Raw genomic sequence first — 14,698 nt, forward strand, 5'->3', positions numbered from 1 at the left:
GTATGATATTAGTATATTAACATACTAAAAATCCATTGTTAAAAATGTTAGAGTATTATAAACTAATGTTAGTTCAATCTAAAAAGGAGTTTATTATGTCCATAATAAAAGAAGAAACAGTAAAATTATTAAATGAACATTTAAATTTAGAGCATTATTCAGCTAATTTATATTTTAATATGGCTGGATGGTGCGAAAAGCAGGGGCTTAAAGGATGCAGCAAATTCCTATATAATCATTCAGCAGAAGAGCATACGCATTTGGAAAAATTCAGAGAATATATCAATAAAGCAGGCGGACAAGCTATAATGGGAGAGATGAAAGCTCCTGAATATAATTTTAATTCTGTTGCAGAGTTATTTGAAAAAGTGATTAAGCATGAAGAGTATATTACTTCCTGCATTAATAAATTAGTAGGTATAGCAATGGATAGCAAAGATTATGTTACATTGAAGTTTTTAGAATGGTTTGTTGAAGAGCAGCTTGAAGAAGAAGAATTATTTAATGATATTATAAAGAAAATAAAAATATTAGGAGATTTAGAGGGAAGAAATCTTTATACTTTTGATAAGTTCGTAGGCAATTTGGATGCAGAAGAACATAATTCATAATCTCTGATTTAGTACCCATTTCATAAATTATGAGATGGGTATAAAAAACAAGGAGAATTATTCCCCTTGTTTTTATTTTATAGATAATTAAATATTAATTATTTTTTGTTCTCCAAGTTTCTTTTTCAAACTCGCCTTGTATAGGCACCAAAGATTCATCTAAATCTATTTTTAATACAGCATTAAAATTGTTAGTAGCCATCATCTGAGCAGCAAAACCAACTATAGTAACTATTTCAGAATCATTGAAATGTTTTTTAAGATTATTCATAAGTTCATCAGTTACACCATTAGGATCTTTTACCATCTGCATACCTAATTGTGATAATAATTGTTCTTTTTCATCAAGTTTAAGATTTTTAGGATCATCCCCTATAGCTTTTAAATCTCTGATAAAGAATAAAGAACAAAGCATACATCCGTTAGTAGTAGAAACAGAATGAGCCAATATCATAGCTGCTCTTTTTCCAACTACCTCTACTAATCTGTCGAATGAAACATACCAACCCATAAATGCTTCATAAGTAGCGTAGTCATTTAATAATGCTTTTTTCATATTTGTAACATTGCCGCTTTTTTTTAATTGATAATCGAAAGCTTCTTTTACTTTACCTGTTGCTTCTTCATATTCCATGAATTTCACTCTAGCCATAAATAACTCCTTAATTTAAATTTATGATTAATAATTCTATATATTTTATAATAAAAACGAAATTATTCAAAGTCTTTTAAATGCCCTTTTGAAACTTTTTTAAATGCTCTCAAATAATATTTTATATCATCTAAATCCCTAATTGATAATACTTTATGCATTAAAAACTGCGGAGTAAAGCTAAGATTATAAAGTTTTTGTACCCATTCTTTTATTTTTTCTTCGCCAACATCGGTCTTCATTATAGCACTGCGCATATCATAATCTTCCCAATTTTCTGTAGTAAGCCAATTTTCTTTTTTACATTGATTGAATAATTCAGTACCCGGATACGGAATTATTATTGTAGCCTGCATAGTTTTAGCATAACCTTTAAGAAGAAGTTTTTTAGTAAGTTCATAAGTTTTTTCAATATCTTCTTCAGTTTCCCAAGGATAACCTAGCATTACTGTAATATGAGGAGAAAGCCCAGCATCTGATGCCGCCTTACAAGACGGAAGGATTTCTTCAACCTTATTTCCTTTTTTCAGTATGTCTAATGTATTTTGACTTGCTGATTCCAAACCAAATAATAAAAATCTAAATCCAGCCTTTTTCATAAGTCTGTATTCATCTTCATTACAAGCCCCAAAACGCATATTGCAGTCTATATTAACTTTTTTATTTAGTTTTTTATCTATCATAAAATTACAAAAATCATTAAGCCATTTTTTTACAGGAAAGCAGCCTGTATCGTCCATTATCTCTCTTATATTATATTTATTATAAAGAAACTCCACCTCATCAACAACATTTTCAGCAGTTCTGGCACGGAAATTAGTATATATTCCAGTCCAAGAGCAGAAAGTACATCTATGATGCCAGCAGTCTCTTCCAGCCATTATATAAGTGCCCGGTATTCTTTTGAAGTTTCCATTATCATAAGCATATCTTTTCCACTGGGTTAAATCTCTGTCTATAAATGGAAGGCTTTTTAAATCATGCCTTAATTCAAAAAATCCTGTATTTTTTATATTATTATTTTCTCTGTAGTATATGCCTTTTTCTAACTGTGCTTTTCCATTAAGATATTCTATTAAGTTTAAAAGAAGAAAATCATAATCCCCTCCCATTAATAAATAATCTATCTTACAGTTATTCATAGTCTCTTCCGGCATCGCAGTAACATGATCTCCAGCAATAACTATTATCATATTTGGGTATTTAGCTTTTAAATCATCAGCTATTTTCCATGCCTTGTATATAACAGGAGTTTTTACCTCAAAAAACAATAAATCTGGTGTCTTTTCATCTAAATATTTATACCATTGTTCTGTTGTCATATTTCTAGCAATAGCATCAACAAAGTCAACTTCATAGCCTGCATTTTTTATCATAGTTGCTGCAGTAGCTGGTACTACAGGATAAATATATGTTGGGCTTTTGAACCATTGAAATTGTCTGTTCTGTGATAATAATGCTACTCCTCTGTCGCTTTCAAATGGAGGATAACCTATATATATTTTATTTATTTTATTCATAAATTAATTTACCTTTATAATCTAATTTTGTATCTTATTAAAAAATTATTTATTATGTTTATTTTTAGATTATACTTTAATTAATAAAAATGTAAATGATTGATTTAATTATATAATTAAAAATTGATAGTGAAAATTTCTGTATAATTGTGAAAGTCGCTTGAATATAAAGTTATAGAATTAGATAAAAAAGATGAAGCTGTAAATTCTATTTCATCAATATTTTCTTTTAATTTCTCATTATCATAAACTCTCTTTACTCTAGCTAAAGTGAGATGAGATCTAAAATCTTTTTTGTCATATTTAAGATTTTTTATATTATCTAATTTTTCTCTTAAAGTTTTTACATAGTTTTCTAATTCTTTGCTTACCGCTTTTATAAATATGACATTAATATCTTTGAATTTATTTGTGAAGTATGAAATATTTTCAAAGTTTATATTAAATGGGGCAGGAGAAGAGTTTATTACTTCTTTTTTTATTAATTCTATTTGTTCTTCTTTTATATTGTCAAAAAATACTAATGTTATATGCATTTTATCTTTTGATACTCTTTTTAATTCCGCTGTTTTTTCATTTATATTAAGTATATTAGAATACTTATTTTTAATTTCTTTGTTTAATTTCAATGCTAAAAATGCTCTCATACTATTACAGCTCTATGTTTAATTATTTATATTTGTTTTATTTATTTTTATATATCAAGGCTTAATAGTTTAGTTATCATATCCATTGTAACATCTTTATATAAAATTTTATTAGGCACTACATTTCCATTAACTTGCTTGGAGGTTGTTTTTGATTCATTAGTATTTGCTTCAGCACTATTATCAGCAAGTTCTACAATCATACTAGCTTTGTCCAAATATATTTTTTTATCATCATTATATTTGAATGTTATATACATTTTTAGATTTAGCATAATATTATGTTCTATAGTGAAGAAATTATCTTTATAAACTATATTTCCTATAAGCCCTTCTGTATTTAGATTAAAGCTTTTAAAAGCAATAGTTCCAATATAATTATATTTATTATTTTGTTCTATTTGAAATAAACTGTAATAATACCAATTATTATTTTTTAATATTATCATCTCATAAGATGAATTATCAGTAAATCTAATTTTTCTAATAGCATAAACTGATAAATCTTTATTGTTTTTTAAATTTCCATCATCAGTGAAGTAATTTTTATTTATTTTCATTGGTTTATCATTAATATTTTGAGAATAAAGATTAAAAGAAAATAAAATCACAAATATTACAGCCAATCTTAACATAGATATAAACCCCAAAATTATAATAGGTGAAGTTATACCCTATAAGCCTTTATTTGTCAATATTTATTGTATCAATATTTTAAATTCTATAAAAAATTAAAATTACTTAAAATAATATTTAATTTCTATACCTCTGAAATAATTTAGAATTTTTAATAAAATTAAATTAATCATATTTATTTATGCAGCATATAAAAATTATTTTAATTTATTGACACTAGTATTTTTTTTATTATACTAAAATATGTTAGATTTCATTTTTATGCGATTCAACATTTTCTATGTAAAAATGATTTTAGGAGTAAATTATGAATAAAATACACAGTTTGTCTTTTAAACTTCCTGTAGTTATTAGTTTAATGTCTATATTGATGTTAGGTTTTTTATTATCTGTTTCAGTATACTTTTCAAATAAAGGAATAACTGAAAGCACTAATACAGGTTTTGAGAATACTGTTGGTGGATACGCCAATTTGTTTGATTCTATATTAAATGCTCAGGTTATGCTTAATAAATCATATACAAGCGGAGCAAATATTAAGAATTTCTTTTCAAATGCTGCTGCTTATAGTAATAATGTTTATTTAGATGTAACTTCATTTGTAGAAAATAATAATTTTATAGAAAACATATCTATAATGGATACAAGAGGTGTCATAGTTTTTGATAGAAATCCTCAGTTATTAGGAAGAAATTTTATGGATTTAAGACCTACTATGATGAATAAGTTATTAGCAGGAGAGGCAGTAGCTTTTGGAGAGGATATTGTTAAATCAGCTGCTACAGGGGATCTTACAATATCTTTGGGGGTAAGAATACTTGACTATAATGATCAATTAATAGGTTATTTAGTATCTATTATAAAAATAATGTCTATATATGATGCATATTTTAGTAATGTGCAATTAGGAAGAACAGGAAGAATAGTAATTGTTAATAATAAATCTATAGTAGTAATGGATACAGATCCTACGGAAATAAATAAACAGGCTCCAAGTGAATATAATAATATTATGCAAAGCTCATCTGTATCTGGAAAGTTAAAATATGGAGTTAGAGAAGGTTTTTATAAAAAAATGACTTCTCAGCCTTGGGTAGTTGCTTATGCTATGGATAAAGATGAAATTTATGAAATTAATAAATCTATAATTATAACAAGTATAATTATAGCTATAATATCTATGCTTCTTATGACTTTAGTTGTATTCTTATTTACTAGAAGTATTATAAAACCTCTTAATATTGTAGTTGAGGAGGCTAAAGAAATAGAGCATGGAAAACTTATTATGCATGGAAGAAAAATGAATAGAAAAGATGAGATTGGAGAATTATCACATTCTTTCCATAACATGAAATATAAGCTAATAGAAGTAATAGAAACTACTTTGCATAATGCTGATAAGATGTCTCAGGCAGCTAATGCACTTGCTTCTGGAAATAAGAATTTAGCTACAAAAGCAGAAAATACAGCAGCCAATCTTGAAGAGACAGCTTCTTCTATGGAAGAAATATCTTCAGCAATATCAATGGCTACTAATAATTCTGTAAAAGGCAATGATATTATGAACAGTTGTAAGGAAGCTATAGAAAATGCATCTTCAGTGGTATCAGAAACAGTAAAAAGTATGAACGAAGTTAATAATGACAGTGAAAAAATTAAAGATATAATAAAAGTTATAGAAGGAATCGCTTTTCAGACTAATATCTTAGCACTTAATGCCGCAGTAGAAGCAGCACGTGCAGGAGATCAGGGTAAAGGTTTTGCTGTTGTAGCAAGCGAGGTTAGAAGTTTAGCTCAGAATAGTCAGACTTCGGCTAAAGATATTACAGAATTGATTAATCAGGTATATGAAAAAATTAATAAAGCTAATGAAATTGTAGAGAGTCAGGAACAATTATTTATATCAATAAAAGATCAAATAGAAAATACGACCAATATTATAAAAGATATAAGTTCAGCTGCTTTAGAACAGCAGTCTGGAGTAGCTCAGGTTAATAAGGCTGTTATGGAAATGGATTCTATTACTCAGGAAAATGCTGCTTTGGTAGAAGAGTCTACAGCCGCTTCTATATCTCTTTATAATGATGCTAAAGAACTTCAGAATGTTGTTAGTTTCTTCAGTATAGAAAAATGATTATAAAAAATTAATAAAAACTATTTACAAAATAATTTTTAGTTTTATAATAAAATAGCCTAAATGAATAACTGTTAATGTTTATCATAAAGGAATAGATTTTTTAATTATATTTATCTTACTTTGTTAGTTTATGGAAAATAATAGAATTGCTGTTATAGGTATAATAATTGAAGACACCAATGCTGCAGCAAAGGTGAATGAAATTCTTCATAGCTACAGCGATTTTGTTATAGGAAGAATGGGTATACCTTACAGAGAAGAAAATATAAGTATCATAAGCATAGTATTAAATGCTCCTATCGATAAAATTAATAGTTTGACAGGTAAACTTGGCATGATTGAAGGTGTTTCTGCTAAAGCTCTTTATGCTAGTAAAAAGTAATACCTAAACAGTTTAATTATAAATAGGAGTATATTTTATGTCTTTAGAAACTTTATTCAAATATGATTCTAAATCAAGAAATGCAAATGAGTTTATAAATGATGAGGAAATTCTAAAAACAATATCTGAAGTAGAAAGCGGTAATTATAATATCAGAGAAATATTAGATAAAGCGAGTTTGATGAAAGGGCTTGAACCTAAAGAAGCATTGGCTTTACTTCTTTGCAATGATAAAGATGCTGAAAATGAGATGTTTGAAATAGCAAAGAAAATTAAATTAGAAATATACGGTAAAAGAATAGTTTTATTTGCTCCGCTTTATTTATCTAATTATTGTATAAACGGCTGTGTTTACTGTCCCTATCATGCTAAAAATAGCCATATAGCAAGAAAACAGTTAAGTCAGGATGAGATTAGAGCTGAAGTTATAGCATTGCAGGATATGGGGCATAAAAGGCTTGCATTAGAAACAGGAGAAGATCCAGATTATGCTAGTATGGAATATTTGCTAGAGTCTATAAAAACAATATACAGCATTAAACATAAAAACGGAGCTATTAGAAGGGTTAATGTTAATATTGCTGCTACTACAGTTGAAAATTATAAAAAGTTAAAAGATGCAGGAATTGGTACTTATGTATTATTCCAAGAAACTTATCATAAACCTACTTATGAAAAAGTTCACCCAAGCGGACCTAAAAGCAATTATGAATATCATACTGAGGCAATGGACAGAGCTATGGAGGGTGGTATTGATGATGTAGGTATAGGAGTATTATTTGGGCTTTATGATTATAAATATGATTTTACTGCTATGCTTTATCATGCTAAACATTTAGAAGATACTTTTGGCTGCGGACCTCATACTATAAGTGTTCCTAGAATAAGACCTGCTGATGATGTTGATGTTAAAAGTTTCCCTAATGCTATAGTTGATAGTTTATTCAAAAAAATAGTTGCAGTTTTAAGAATTGCTGTTCCTTATACCGGTATAATAGTTTCTACAAGAGAAAGCCAAAAATCAAGAGAGGAGGCATTAGAGGTTGGAGTTTCTCAAATAAGCGGAGGCTCAAGAACAAGTGTTGGAGGATATGTTGAAGAGGAAGAAGAAAATTCAAAACAGTTTGAAATATCTGATAACCGTTCTCTTGATGATATTATAAAATGGCTTTCTGATATAGGTTATTTACCTAGTTTCTGTACTGCTTGCTACAGAGAAGGACGAACAGGAGACAGGTTTATGGCTTTTGCTAAGAGCGGACAAATAAAGAATTTCTGTCAGGCTAATGCTATAATAACTTTAAAAGAATATGAAAATGACTATGCCGAAGAAGAAACTAGAAAATCTATAGATAAAGTTATGGCTAATGAAATAGAGAGAGTACCTAATGAAAAGGTAAAATCAAGATTGGTTGACGCTTTAAAAGGCATAGATGATGGAAGAAGAGATTTCAAATTTTAATTAATTTTATATATTGAGGTATAAATTATTGATTTAATTTATGAACGATTTATTTTACCGAGCAAAAAATATAATTTTGTTTGCTCGGTTTATTTTATTTGTTATATTTAGAGATAAGAATCAAACAATTTTTTTGAATGTTATTAATTATTGATATAAGTAAAATGGAATAAAATATGAATACTACACCAAATTCTAACAGAACGCATATTGCAATATTTGGAAGAAGAAATGCAGGCAAATCTAGTATCATCAATGCAATTGCAAATCAAGATGTAGCAATAGTTTCTGATACGGCAGGGACTACTACCGACCCTGTTAAAAAAGCTATAGAGATAAATGGTATAGGAGCATGTGCTATAGTTGATACTGCTGGTTTTGATGATGAGGGTGAGCTTGGAGCTTTAAGAATACATAAAACTAGAAAAATTATGGAGTCTGCTGATATTGCTTTGCTTGTATTTGATGCTTCTTTTGTTAATAATGATTATTTGCTTGAATTAAAATGGAAAAATGAGCTTGTTGGTTTAGAGATACCTGTTATAGCTGTATTAAACAAACTAGATTTAAACGATAATTATAAAAATATAGAGCAGAATATAAAAGAAATGTTCGATTTAGAAGTTATTTCTATTAGTGCAAATAACAGATTTAATATTGATAATCTAATAGAAGCTATAAAATCAGCCATTCCAAAAACAGAAGAAATCAGTATAACAGGACATATAATTAAAGAAGATGATATTGTAATGCTCGTTATGCCTCAGGATATTCAAGCACCAAAGGGGCGTCTTATACTTCCTCAGGTTCAAACTATAAGAGATATCTTAGACAATAAAGCTGTAATTATAGCTTCTACTTTTGATAAGTTTGAAAAAGCTCTTAAAGCATTAAGCAAGCCTCCTAAAGTTATAATAACAGATTCTCAAGTTTTCAAAGAAGTAGAGAAGTTAAAACCAGAGGAAAGTCTTTTAACATCATTTTCAGTGCTTTTTGCAAGATACAAAGGAAATGAAGAAGTATACAAAAGAGGTGCTGACTTCATAGATAATCTTACAAAAGACAGCAAATTATTAATTGCAGAAAGCTGTACTCATGTTCCTTTGGATGGTGATATTGGAAGAGTAAAAATACCTAATCTTTTAAAAAAGAAATTTGGTTTTGATTTTGATATTGATTATGCAGCAGGCAATGATTTTCCAGATGATTTGTCTAAATATGATTTGGTAATACATTGCGGAGGTTGTATGGGTACTAGAAAGCATATTTTAAATAGAATAAGGATATGTGAAGAACAGAATGTACCTATAACTAATTATGGCATGACTATAGCAAAAATTAATGGTGTGAAATATATTTAATTTAAATTGAATAAAATATAATATAGTAAAATAATTCATTAATAAAAATAGCATGTATTTTTTATATTCAATGATGTTTTTATTTATAACTTTACATTTATATTTATTTTAGTATAATAATATTATGAGAAGAGATATTAATGTTTTGAATGATTATTTTGTGAGATATTTATTCTCATCTAAAGACAGCAATTTGATATTACTTGATTTTATTAATTCAACAATGCTTGATTCTAATATGAAAACTTTTAGAAGTGTGGAAATACTTACTACATTTAATTATAAGGAAAACTATGAAGATAAGGAAACCATTGTAGATGTAAAATGCATTACACAAAATGGTACAGTTGTTATAATAGAGATTCAGCTTCAAGGAAACTCGAGATTTCCAGAAAGAATATTATATTATTGGGCTTCCAATTACAGCAAGCTATTAAAGCAGGGTGAGAAGTATGATGCTTTAACTCCAGTTATTAGCATAAATTTGCTTAATTTTAATTTAGATGATAATGACTGTATACATTCCTGCTATATGATTTATGATACTAATAATAAAAGATTGTTAACAGACCATTTGCAGATACATATAATTGAACTCAAAAAATTTAAAAACAATTTATTAAATAAAGATTTAGATTGTTGGCTTAAATTTTTCACTATAAAAAAAGATAATAGGGAGGTAATTATGTCTGAGTTAGTTAAAGAAAAACCTATAATGGAAGAGGTGCAAAGAAGATACAATAACTTTATTAAAGATAGATTGATGATGAATGAATATGATAAAAGAGAGGCTTATTTATATGGTAATCAGATAATGTTAGAAGAAGAAAGAAGATTAGGTATTGAAGAAGGCTTCAAAAAAGGTATAGAGAAAGGTATAGAGAAAGGTATAAAAGAAAATCAAATATTAACTGCAAAAAATATGAAAAATAAAAATATAGATGTATCACTGATAAGTGATATTACAGGACTTAGTATAAAAGAAATAGAAGAACTTTAATAAATATTTTCTAAAGCTATTTACATAGATTATATTTTTTGTTTTAATGTATATTTTATTCTTAATAAAAGTTTATTATATTTTAGTGTGTAGAGGAATATAAATTTGATTGATATAAACGAAGCAAAAGAAATTATTAACAAAATAGATAAAGAAGAGAGCATATATTATGATGATGCTTTAGTGTTATTATCATCTTTTGAGTATGATAATAATATTAATAAAAAACAATTAACTCAGAAAGAAGAAGAGAGCATAAAAGAGTTAAAAGAATATCTTAGAGTAAAAGCTAGGGAAAAGGCAGATAAAATATTTGGTAAGTATGTCTTTATGCGTGGGCTTATAGAGTTTACTAATTACTGCAAAAATGACTGTATATACTGCGGTATAAGAAAGAGTAATAAAAATGCTGAAAGATATAGATTGAGCAAAGAAGATATATTATCCTGCTGTGAGCTTGGTTATGAGATAGGATTTAGAACTTTTGTTTTGCAAGGCGGAGAAGATCCTTATTATAATATAAATATAATGTCTGATATAGTAGAGGCAATAAAAACTAAATTCCCAGACTGTGCATTAACATTGTCAATAGGCGAGAAAGAAAAGGAGTATTATAAAGTATTAAAAGAAAAAGGTGCTAATAGATTTTTATTAAGGCATGAAACATCTGATAATACTCATTATTCAAAACTTCATCCAATGGACATGAGTTTGGATAATAGAAAAGAATGTTTAAGGAATTTGAAAAAGTTAGGATTTCAAACAGGTACAGGTATTATGGTTGGAAGTCCTTATCAGACTTTAGAAAATATAGCTGATGATTTAGTATTTATGCAGGAGATAAAACCAGAGATGATAGGTATAGGACCATTTTTGCCTCATAAAGACACCCCTTTTTCTAATGAAAAAAAAGGAGAATTAGAACTTACTTTAATACTTATCAGTATACTTCGTTTAATTTTTCCTTTAGCATTGATACCAGCTACTACAGCATTAGGCACTATAAAAGAAGGCGGACGAGAAATGGGTATACTTCATGGATCTAATGTTGTTATGCCTAATTTATCACCTATGGATGTTAGAAAAAAATATTTATTGTATAATGATAAAATAGCTACAGGAACTGAATCTGCTGAAGGTGTTGAAAGTCTTAGAAAAAATATGGAGAAAATCGGATATATTCTTACAGGTATGAGAGGCGATTTTGATATTAATAGACATGCTTAAATATATATATAAAAAACAAAATTATATATTTACATGTAAGCTATTATATATTAAAATAGTATAATTATACAATAAGAGTAAAGATTAGATATGAAAAATATTTTTAGTAATAAGATTAATAATCAGACTAATCCTAATAAAACTATCATTCAGGCGATAGATGAGTTTTTAAGGAGAATTTCAAATTTAATAGCAATCGCAGGTTCAATATTTGCAATATTTGTGCTTTTAATGCAGGTAAGACAGATTAGTATTTATAATTTTTATATATATAATTATGATAAAATTATTAATATTATTACAATATGTTTTGTATTTATACTTGCAGATCAAATAAGGATAGCACCGAGAAAGCTTTATATAGTAGTTCCTATTATACAGCTTTTAGGACTTTTGCTTCTTAATTTTTTCAGCAGAAAATATTATGATGTATATTCCAGCAGAATAATATGGACTATAGCAGGTTCTATACTTTTCTTTTTAATTATAGTTATAAATTGGCTTAGACTTTCATATTCTAAGTTTACATTATATCAGATGATTATAGCTTCATTTGTATTTGTTATAACATTAGGAAGTTTGCTTTTGTATTTACCTTTAAGTACAGTAACAGGTAAATTATCATTCGTAGATGCTTTATTTACAGCGACAAGTGCAGTATGTGTTACAGGGCTTAGTGTTATAGATATTTCAAAAGAGTTTACTTTATTCGGACAGATTGTTTTAATAACTCTTATTCAAATAGGCGGACTTGGTATTATGTCTATATCGGCAATAGTGCTTTTATTTTCTGTGAGTAAAGGCAGTGTGCAGGATAGGGTAAGAACTTTAGAGATGTTTAATACTCAGAATAAAGATATTATAATATCCACTATAAAGGTGATTTTTTTATCTACTTTTTTTATAGAATTATTAGGTGCTGTTTCTTTGTTTACTGTTATGGATACTAATGACAGATTAGGAATGCGTATATTTTCCTCATTATTTCACTCTATAAGTGCATTTTGTAATGCAGGGTTCTCGCTTTATACTGATAATCTTCATCAATATTCTGCAAATGTTGTAGTTAATGTTACTATTATGCTTCTTATTACTCTAGGCGGTATAGGATATCCTGTTATGCTTACTATTACTAGGGCTATAGTAAATAAGGTAAAAGGACAAAGATATGTATTTGATGTTCAGGCTAGAATAGTTATATATACAAGTGTTATTTTGATAATATTAGGAAGTGCCTTTATATTTTTCAATGAATATTCAAATTCACTCAAAGATCTTCCTTTGAAAGAGAAAATATTAGTTTCATTATTTCAAAGCGTAAGTCCAAGAACAGCGGGATTTGAAACTATTGCATATAACTCTATGAGCAGTGTTACTATAGGAGTTGTTATATTTTTGATGTTTGTAGGTGCTTCTCCAAACAGTACAGGCGGCGGAGTAAAAACTACTACTTTATTTGTATTTATATTTTCAGTAATCACAGCAATTTTTAATAGACCATATATTGTAGTTAATGGCAGAAAGATAAAAGATGATACAGTTAATAAATCTGTTGCTATAGTTACTCTTGCGATAGCTATTTCTGTACTTGCTTCATTTATTATGTTTTATATAGAAAAATCAAATAGTATGATGCCTATACTTTTTGAGGCGGTATCGGCTATAAGTACGGTAGGGCTTTCTTTAGGTATAACGCCAACAGTTACAATATGGAGCAAATTAATACTAATAATACTTATGTTTATAGGCAGAGTAGGGTATCTTACTTTATTTATGAGTATAGGCTCCATTAATAAAGGTAAATATGGTATAATAGATTTACCTACAGGAGAAGTAACTATAGGCTGATTATGTCAAAAATTATTATTGTATGCGGCGGCGGCGGTAAAACTTCTTATATAAAAAAATTATCAGAAAGTTATAAAGATAAAAAGGTAGTAATCACAACTACAGCAAAAATTTTTAAACCTGAAAAATATACTGAAACTATTGATGCTCATTCTTTTGATAATGATAATATTATTGTATTAGGAAAAGAGTATGATGAGAAAAAATTAATGTATGCAGGAGATGAACAATTAGAGAATGCAATTAAATATGCAGATATTATTTTGATAGAGGCTGATGGGTCAAAGTATTATCCAATAAAAATACCTAATGATGAAGAGCCTGTCATACCAGCTTTTTTATACGAAAAAATATATAAAATAGTTGTGGTTATGGGGCTTCATAGTTTGAAAAGAAAGTTTAAAGAGGTTTGTTTCAGATATAATTTATGCAGTGAAATAGACAGTGAAAAGATAGTGGATTTAGAAACTATTAAATATATTGCAGATAAATATTATGTTAATAAACTTAAATGCAGTAATATAGAACTATATTTAAATGATTTTACAAAAAATAATAGTATTACATATAGAAAAACAGCTTTCATTATATTAGCATCTGGTAAAAGCGAGCGTTTCAGCGGTAATAAGTTAATTCATAACTTCAAATCTCTTAATAATAAAACATTATTTGAAAACACTATTAACAAAATATCAGATGTAAGAAAATTATTTAAAGAAGATGAAAAGCTAAAAAATATAGAAACTTCTGTAATAGTTGTAAGTATATACGATGATATAATAAATAAAAAATTTGAAAATAAAGATTATATTTCTGTATATAATAATAATCACGATGAAGGAATAAGCTCTTCTATAAAACTCGGCATTAATGAGGCTTTAAAACTCAAAGCTGATTCATTTGTTTTTTTTGTATGCGACATGCCTTTTTTAGAAGATTATGATATTTTTAATATGCTTAAATATTTTTATTACAGTCATAAGAATATAGGTGCTATGTTTACAGGAGATAATTTTTCAAACCCGGGAGTATTCTCATCAAAATATATTAATGATATTTTAAACTTAGAGTATGACAGCGGAGCATTGAAAATTATAAAAAAAAATATTGAGGATTGTTTCTTTTATACTATAGATAAAAATAAATTGAAAGATATAGATACCAGAGAAGATTTATTTTAAATTAATATAAGAAAAAGCATAAGTCATAATAAAT

The 14,698-nt window shown here is 27.4% G+C and carries 13 protein-coding genes; 9 read left to right on the forward strand and 4 right to left on the reverse strand.

The window, feature by feature from the left end; translation table 11 throughout:
* The first annotated feature begins 95 nt into the window (after positions 1–95).
* Positions 96–611 carry a ferritin gene (locus BFL38_RS09120; RefSeq protein WP_069726769.1) on the forward strand — a complete coding sequence of 172 codons (516 nt, stop codon included), beginning with the start codon at positions 96–98 and terminating at the stop codon, positions 609–611.
* 94 nt (positions 612–705) lie between these two features.
* Here BFL38_RS09120 and BFL38_RS09125 read toward each other — a convergent pair whose 3' ends face one another.
* The 4 genes from BFL38_RS09125 to BFL38_RS09140 form a co-directional block, all read right to left on the reverse strand.
* Positions 706–1,263, reverse strand: coding sequence for a carboxymuconolactone decarboxylase family protein (locus tag BFL38_RS09125; protein ID WP_069726770.1), 558 nt, complete (start codon positions 1,261–1,263; stop codon positions 706–708).
* Between the two features lie 62 nt (positions 1,264–1,325).
* On the reverse strand, positions 1,326–2,783 hold the full coding sequence (locus tag BFL38_RS09130; RefSeq protein WP_069726771.1) for a B12-binding domain-containing radical SAM protein: 1,458 nt from the start codon (positions 2,781–2,783) through the stop codon (positions 1,326–1,328).
* A 116-nt stretch (positions 2,784–2,899) separates the two neighbouring features.
* Entirely contained in the window at positions 2,900–3,430 is a 531-nt protein-coding gene (gene thpR / locus BFL38_RS09135; RefSeq protein ID WP_069726772.1) for an RNA 2',3'-cyclic phosphodiesterase, read from the reverse strand.
* Positions 3,431–3,477: 47 nt separating this feature from the next.
* Positions 3,478–4,065: a hypothetical protein gene (locus BFL38_RS09140; RefSeq protein ID WP_069726773.1), complete on the reverse strand. Its 588-nt coding sequence runs from the start codon at positions 4,063–4,065 to the stop codon at positions 3,478–3,480.
* 308 nt (positions 4,066–4,373) lie between these two features.
* Between BFL38_RS09140 and BFL38_RS09145 the strand changes: the two genes are divergently transcribed.
* The 8 genes from BFL38_RS09145 (at position 4,374) to yqeC (ending at position 14,664) form a co-directional block, all read left to right on the forward strand.
* Positions 4,374–6,200, forward strand: a complete 1,827-nt coding sequence (locus BFL38_RS09145) for a methyl-accepting chemotaxis protein (protein ID WP_069726774.1) — start codon at positions 4,374–4,376, stop codon at positions 6,198–6,200.
* Between the two features lie 133 nt (positions 6,201–6,333).
* Positions 6,334–6,585 carry a TM1266 family iron-only hydrogenase system putative regulator gene (locus tag BFL38_RS09150; protein ID WP_069726775.1) on the forward strand — a complete coding sequence of 84 codons (252 nt, stop codon included), beginning with the start codon at positions 6,334–6,336 and terminating at the stop codon, positions 6,583–6,585.
* 37 nt (positions 6,586–6,622) lie between these two features.
* Positions 6,623–8,047, forward strand: coding sequence for a [FeFe] hydrogenase H-cluster radical SAM maturase HydG (gene hydG / locus BFL38_RS09155; RefSeq protein WP_069726776.1), 1,425 nt, complete (start codon positions 6,623–6,625; stop codon positions 8,045–8,047).
* Positions 8,048–8,223: 176 nt separating this feature from the next.
* Entirely contained in the window at positions 8,224–9,408 is a 1,185-nt protein-coding gene (hydF, locus tag BFL38_RS09160; protein ID WP_069726777.1) for a [FeFe] hydrogenase H-cluster maturation GTPase HydF, read from the forward strand.
* A gap of 124 nt (positions 9,409–9,532) precedes the next feature.
* A complete protein-coding gene (locus tag BFL38_RS09165) occupies positions 9,533–10,408 on the forward strand; it encodes an Rpn family recombination-promoting nuclease/putative transposase (RefSeq protein ID WP_069726778.1) in 876 nt (291 codons plus the stop codon).
* Between the two features lie 105 nt (positions 10,409–10,513).
* Positions 10,514–11,635: a [FeFe] hydrogenase H-cluster radical SAM maturase HydE gene (hydE, locus tag BFL38_RS09170; protein WP_069726779.1), complete on the forward strand. Its 1,122-nt coding sequence runs from the start codon at positions 10,514–10,516 to the stop codon at positions 11,633–11,635.
* 90 nt (positions 11,636–11,725) lie between these two features.
* Complete coding sequence (locus tag BFL38_RS09175) at positions 11,726–13,483, forward strand: TrkH family potassium uptake protein (RefSeq protein WP_069726780.1); 1,758 nt, start codon at positions 11,726–11,728, stop codon at positions 13,481–13,483.
* A gap of 2 nt (positions 13,484–13,485) precedes the next feature.
* Positions 13,486–14,664 carry a selenium cofactor biosynthesis protein YqeC gene (yqeC, locus tag BFL38_RS09180; protein WP_069726781.1) on the forward strand — a complete coding sequence of 393 codons (1,179 nt, stop codon included), beginning with the start codon at positions 13,486–13,488 and terminating at the stop codon, positions 14,662–14,664.
* Positions 14,665–14,698: the final 34 nt, after the last annotated feature.

The sequence above is a fragment of the Brachyspira hampsonii genome, assembly GCF_001746205.1.
Taxonomy (GTDB): domain Bacteria; phylum Spirochaetota; class Brachyspiria; order Brachyspirales; family Brachyspiraceae; genus Brachyspira; species Brachyspira hampsonii_B.

Bases quoted from the DNA above. Each gene is read 5' to 3' on its own strand.
- BFL38_RS09140 (WP_069726773.1), bottom strand. From the start codon at position 4,065: ATGTTAAGATTGGCTGTAATATTTGTGATTTTATTTTCTTTTAATCTT.
- BFL38_RS09125 (WP_069726770.1), bottom strand. From the start codon at position 1,263: ATGGCTAGAGTGAAATTCATGGAATATGAAGAAGCAACAGGTAAAGTA.
- BFL38_RS09120 (WP_069726769.1), top strand. From the start codon at position 96: ATGTCCATAATAAAAGAAGAAACAGTAAAATTATTAAATGAACATTTA.
- BFL38_RS09145 (WP_069726774.1), top strand. From the start codon at position 4,374: ATGAATAAAATACACAGTTTGTCTTTTAAACTTCCTGTAGTTATTAGT.
- BFL38_RS09165 (WP_069726778.1), top strand. From the start codon at position 9,533: ATGAGAAGAGATATTAATGTTTTGAATGATTATTTTGTGAGATATTTA.
- hydG (WP_069726776.1), top strand. From the start codon at position 6,623: ATGTCTTTAGAAACTTTATTCAAATATGATTCTAAATCAAGAAATGCA.
- BFL38_RS09175 (WP_069726780.1), top strand. From the start codon at position 11,726: ATGAAAAATATTTTTAGTAATAAGATTAATAATCAGACTAATCCTAAT.
- hydF (WP_069726777.1), top strand. From the start codon at position 8,224: ATGAATACTACACCAAATTCTAACAGAACGCATATTGCAATATTTGGA.
- BFL38_RS09150 (WP_069726775.1), top strand. From the start codon at position 6,334: ATGGAAAATAATAGAATTGCTGTTATAGGTATAATAATTGAAGACACC.
- yqeC (WP_069726781.1), top strand. From the start codon at position 13,486: ATGTCAAAAATTATTATTGTATGCGGCGGCGGCGGTAAAACTTCTTAT.
- BFL38_RS09130 (WP_069726771.1), bottom strand. From the start codon at position 2,783: ATGAATAAAATAAATAAAATATATATAGGTTATCCTCCATTTGAAAGC.
- thpR (WP_069726772.1), bottom strand. From the start codon at position 3,430: ATGAGAGCATTTTTAGCATTGAAATTAAACAAAGAAATTAAAAATAAG.